The 5,191-nt window shown below is 37.6% G+C and carries 7 protein-coding genes; all 7 read right to left on the bottom strand.

What is annotated here, in order from left to right:
* A partial coding sequence (locus tag M0Q46_06580; GenBank protein ID MCK9583258.1) for an ABC transporter permease occupies positions 1–1,142 on the bottom strand: 1,142 nt, incomplete at its 3' end.
* Between the two features lie 76 nt (positions 1,143–1,218).
* Complete coding sequence (locus M0Q46_06575) at positions 1,219–1,929, bottom strand: ABC transporter ATP-binding protein (GenBank protein ID MCK9583257.1); 711 nt, start codon at positions 1,927–1,929, stop codon at positions 1,219–1,221.
* Between the two features lie 2 nt (positions 1,930–1,931).
* On the bottom strand, positions 1,932–2,390 hold the full coding sequence (locus tag M0Q46_06570) for a hypothetical protein (protein MCK9583256.1): 459 nt from the start codon (positions 2,388–2,390) through the stop codon (positions 1,932–1,934).
* Positions 2,378–3,445: an HlyD family secretion protein gene (locus tag M0Q46_06565; GenBank protein MCK9583255.1), complete on the bottom strand. Its 1,068-nt coding sequence runs from the start codon at positions 3,443–3,445 to the stop codon at positions 2,378–2,380. Before M0Q46_06565 ends, M0Q46_06570 begins: the two co-directional genes overlap by 13 nt.
* 79 nt (positions 3,446–3,524) lie before the next feature.
* On the bottom strand, positions 3,525–4,241 hold the full coding sequence (locus tag M0Q46_06560) for a PD-(D/E)XK nuclease family protein (protein MCK9583254.1): 717 nt from the start codon (positions 4,239–4,241) through the stop codon (positions 3,525–3,527).
* Positions 4,223–4,873, bottom strand: coding sequence for a peptide chain release factor N(5)-glutamine methyltransferase (locus M0Q46_06555; protein MCK9583253.1), 651 nt, complete (start codon positions 4,871–4,873; stop codon positions 4,223–4,225). Before M0Q46_06555 ends, M0Q46_06560 begins: the two co-directional genes overlap by 19 nt.
* Positions 4,874–4,961: 88 nt before the next feature.
* Positions 4,962–5,191, bottom strand: a 230-nt coding sequence (locus M0Q46_06550) for a hypothetical protein (GenBank protein MCK9583252.1), incomplete at its 5' end; no start/stop codon positions are given.

Here is a 5,191-nt window from a genome sequence, read left to right as displayed (position 1 = left end):
GCCCAATCATATCCCAAATATCTCATTAACAAAGAAATAAAATAAGAAAGCAATATGCCAATAATTATGCCAATTATACCTCCAAAGAAAGTTAAAACCCCCGCCTCCAGCAAAAACTGTCTTGCTATGGCTGAATTTGACGCGCCAACAGCTTTTCTTAAACCAATTTCGCGCGTGCGTTCAGCAACTGTGGCAAGCATTATATTTAAAATTCCAATACCACCCACCACCAATGAAATTGCTGCCATTGCAGTTAAAAACAAACTTAACGCGCTTGTTACTGTGTTTAAAATATCAACTGCATCAGCCATATTTCGCACAGTAAAATCAACATCTGCTTCAGACTTTATGTGATGACGTTGTTTCAAAAGGTTTGTAATATCTTGAACTGTCTGGTCAATATTTTCAGCAGAATCAACTTTTACATCAATTGCGCGCAAATAATGTATTCCTAGCACTTGTTGCTGGCCAATTTCCAAAGGCATAAAGACCTGGTCATCTAAATCCAAAAATAAAGAACTCCCCTGTTTTTCTGTAACCCCAACCACACGCAAAGGAACACCACCAGCTTCTGCTTGAGAAGAACTCCTAACCTTTACCACTTGGCCCACTGGGTCCACGCCCGAATTTCCAAATAATTCTTCTGCAACTGTTGCGCCCAAGACAGCAACATTTGCATTACCTTCGCCTTCTTGTTGGTCAAAAAATCTACCCGAAGCCATTGTGATATTTATAACATCGGGCATTGTGGATTCGGTTCCCATAAAATTTGTGTCAACTGATTTGTTTTGCCAACTCACAGAAACCGACCCCATTACAGCGCCAAAAACAGATTTGGCGTGCGGGACCAAACCGGAATTTTTTATAGCGTCCTTATCTTCATTTGTTAAGGTTGTAATTACAATTCCAAACAACTGGGCTGGTGGCCCTTTTTCATTGCTTTTTCCCGGTTGAACTGACAATAAATCAGAACCTAATTTTGTTATTTGGCCAATAATTAAGCTTTTTGCTCCAGCCCCCAAGGCAATAATTGTTATAACGCCGGCAACCCCAATAACAATTCCCAATATAGTTAAAAACGACCTGCCCTTTCTTGCAAGCAAAGTTCTAAAAACCAATTTTATTGTCCCAGAAAAGTCCATAACGAAGTTAAAGGTTATAAAGTTACAAGTTTATCAAGCCGACTTTATAATTTGAAACTTGATGAACTTTAAAAACTTATTTGACTAGGTCTTTATCTGCTTCGGCAATTGTTCTTTTTGTCACCTTTTCGTCAGAAACAATTTGTCCATCTTTAATGCGTATAATCCTCTTAGCATGATTTGCAGTATCGGTTTCATGGGTTACCAAAATAATTGTGTGGCCCTGATTATTTAATTTCTGTAAAATACTCATTACTGTGTTACCGGATTTTGAGTCTAGGTTTCCAGTTGGCTCATCAGCAAAAATTACAGCCGGGTTATTTACCAAAGCCCTGGCAATTGCAACCCTCTGCTTTTCTCCGCCAGAAATTTGGTTTGTAAAATAATTTAGCCTGTGAGAAAGGCCCACAGATTCCAAGGCTTTTTCTGCCAGCTTATCAAGGTCCTTTAATTTACTGTAAACCAAAGGCAATTTTACATTGTCTAAAACAGTTGTGCGCGCCAACAAATTAAAAGATTGAAAAACAAATCCCACTTTTTCGTTTCTTAATTTTGCCAAATAGTTATCGTCAAAATCTTTTGTATCTTTATCCTCAAACCTGTAGTGTCCGGAAGTTGGTCTGTCCAAAAAACTCAAAATGTGCATTAGCGTAGATTTTCCAGATCCCGAAGGTCCCATTATTGCCACAAACTCCCCTTCTTCTATTTTAAAATTTATATCATGTAAAACATGCGTAACAACTTCGTCATTAACATAATTCTTTTTTAAATTCTCAACCTTAATCAAGCTCATTGTTTTAAATATGTTACAATTTTTTGGTCTTCGTTAAGTCCGGAAACAATTTCAATTAATCCCCCATCGGCTTGCAAACCTGTTTGCACCTGAACCTCGTGATATGTTAGTTTTTTTAGGTCATCAACAACCCTAACATAGTTTTTACCATTTTTATTTATCACTGCTGTTGATGGCACAGCCAAAACACTATCCTTTTTTGCAACTAAAATTGTCATATTGGCAGTCATGCCGGGTTTAATTCCAGGAACATTATCAAGGCTTCCTTTTACCAAATAATCAACAATTCCGGAAATTACTGTTGAGGCAGGATTTACAGTTAAAACTTTTCCTGTAAAATGTTGGTCTGGTCCCAGCGCGTCAAATGTGTAATCAATATCCTGTCCAATTTGCAAAGAGGCAATGTTGGCTTCGCTTACATTGGCTTCAACGTGCAAATCGTTTATATTCTGCAAAACAAGGTTGCCAGCTCGCCAACCTTAATATCCACCTGCGTAATTGTTCCAGATGTTGGAGCCACCACAATTAAATTATTAAGTGTGGCTTGCGCAGATTCAACCTGTCCTTGTGCAGAAAGCACTTGGGCTTTTGCCAGGTCAATATCTTCTTGACGCGGCGCGGCTTGTTTTGACTCCAAATTATGCTCTGCGGTTTGCAAGGCAATTTTGTAAGAGGCAATACTGTTTTGCAAAGTGTTAACATTGCTTATTGCAGTGCTCACTGCTGTTTTTTGTGTATCCATAGTTGTTTTATCTGCAGACGCAACCCTTGAATAGTAAACTCCTTGGTCACACTGGTCTCGTATAATTTGTAAAGAACCAAAAGTGCTATTTAGGTCGTTTGCTATATTTAAAATTGCATTATCTATGGCACCTGCGCCATTGGCTCCTGCTATACTTGAACTTGCATTTTCTAACTTGGCGCCTATATTATTTCTGTTAATTTGCACCTGAATTCCTTCTTGATCGTTTGCGCTAAAATAATCATTTTGCAAGGTAGTTACAGCAGAATATGCGTTATAAATTGCAGTGTAGGCATTGTTTAGCGTGGTTAAGGCGCCATTATAAGTGTTGTTTAAATTTACTTTGGCCGTGCTTACAGCGTCCTGCAAAGCCTGAATATCTCCTGAACCTGCGCCATTTACTAATTTTTCATAATTTGCCTGAGCTTGAGCCAGCGCGCCTTTTGCCGAGGTTAAGGTTGCAGAAGCGCTAGACTGATCCAATGAAGCCAAAATTTGACCTTGATAAACATGGTCGCCTTCTGAAACATAAACTCTTCTTACAACTCCGTTTCCCTGAAAGCTCAAATTAAGGTCTGTTCCGCTTACAACTTGGCCGGTTGAAAGAACTGTTTCTTCTAGGTTTTGTTTTGTTACAACACCGGTTTGTATTTTACCATTATTGTTTTTGGGTGAAAAAATAAAAAATGCAACAATAATTAAGATTACAGCAACAATTGCCATAATCCAGATGTTTCTTTTTTGTTTTAAAAATTTGGGTATTTTCATAAAAAATGCAAATTTACAAATCTATGCAAATGATGCAAATCCGTATTCGCGTCATTGGCATATCATTCGCATATTGGCGTTATTTATTAAATTTTTTAGCGCCGTCCAGCCACCTTTTAAATTGGCAATCTTGGCTGTGTTTTGGCGGTTCTGTTTCTTTTAATATAGCAACCGCATCACTAAATATTGCGTAAATATCCGATGGGTTTGTATCTATTTCCATTAACTCTTTTCTAAATGGCAAGCGGTCAATAAATCCTTTTTCCTTATCAACAATATAAAATGCCAAATATCCTTTGCGCGGTGTTTTGTATCCATTTTTCTCAAGTAAAAATGTATATGTGTCCAACTGCAATTGGAATCTGTCGTAAACATTTGCCACCCTGCTTCCGGTTGATTTATAATCCAGCGCCGCTAATTTTCCATCTTCAAATTCTAAAATATCATCTACTGCCCCAAACAAAGTGGCTTGCAAAGCTTGGTCAAAATATCTTATTCCGGCTAAATTATTCCGCCACTGGTTAAGCAATTTTTGGTTTTCAAACAAATGCGCCTTTATGCTGTTTTCTTTTAATAACGGGTGCTGAATTTTTTTAGCGCGATAAGCGTCAAATTCTTCCTTTAACAAAGTGTCCACAGCAGAATTTAAAGCATAGGGATATGGCGGTGGCCTTTTTATTCCTAAATTTTTGTCCAGCCAAAAACAATGCGGACAGTCTAAATATAAGTTTAGCGAATTGGGCGATAATTGTATTGCTTTTCCATCCATATTCATTTCTATTTTATCACAACCCAACGGTATTTACCATATTGGTCTTTATAAAATTTGCAGGTTTTATAGCCAAATTTTTCAGACATTTTTTTTATTTCTTCTTTTTGTGGAAAATCAAATTCCATAAATATAATACCATTATAATTTAAATGATTTTTTGCTTGTTTTAAAAATTTTCTAATATAAAAAAGTCCGTCTTGTTTGGCAAACAAGGCTTTGTGTGGTTCAAAATCCAAAACAGATTTTTGCACCAAGCTTTTGTTTTTAGTTGGAATATACGGCGGGTTGGCAAAAATAAAATCGAACTTATTTTTTATATTTGAAAAAACGTCAGACTTAATTGTCTTGTGTCCAACGCCCCTGTCTTCTATATCTGCAAAAAAAACTTCTGCATTTTTTATATGTTTCAATATTGCCAAACCAATGCACCCCGACCCACTAAATATATCAAGAATCACAATAGTTCGCGATCGCGAATGATTGTGATTGTTTGACTTGATATAATTTATGGCTTTTTTAACCCAAAATTCTGTTTCTGGCCTTGGAATTAAGGGCCTTTTTGACAAATCAATTTTGCAACCCAAAAATTGAGTAAATCCCCTAACATATTCTAACGGCTCAACGGCGTTGAGCCGTTTATCTGTTTTGTTTTTCATAGCTTATTTCTATCAGAAAAGCACAAAGAAAAAAAGGGACTTTCGTCCCATATCGGCATAATCAATTTTGCCGATTGCTTTTGGAAGGCTATGCAGCCCTCTTCCATATATGCCTGCGCCACCAGGACTTGTAGAGCACCTTTTTCAGCAGGGCCATGCGAATATACAATCCGTTTTCTGCCTGCCGGAAGTATGCTGCCCTTGGGTCGCTGTCGACATCTGGAGTAATTTCGTCCACCCGCGGAAGAGGATGCATAACAATCGCTTCCCTCTTCATCAAACCCAGAATAGTCTTGTCAACAACAAAATATCCCAGGC

The organism is Endomicrobiales bacterium (assembly GCA_023228045.1).
GTDB lineage: Bacteria > Elusimicrobiota > Endomicrobiia > Endomicrobiales > JALOBY01 > JALOBY01.
This window is presented reverse-complemented; position numbering and strand designations above follow the sequence as displayed.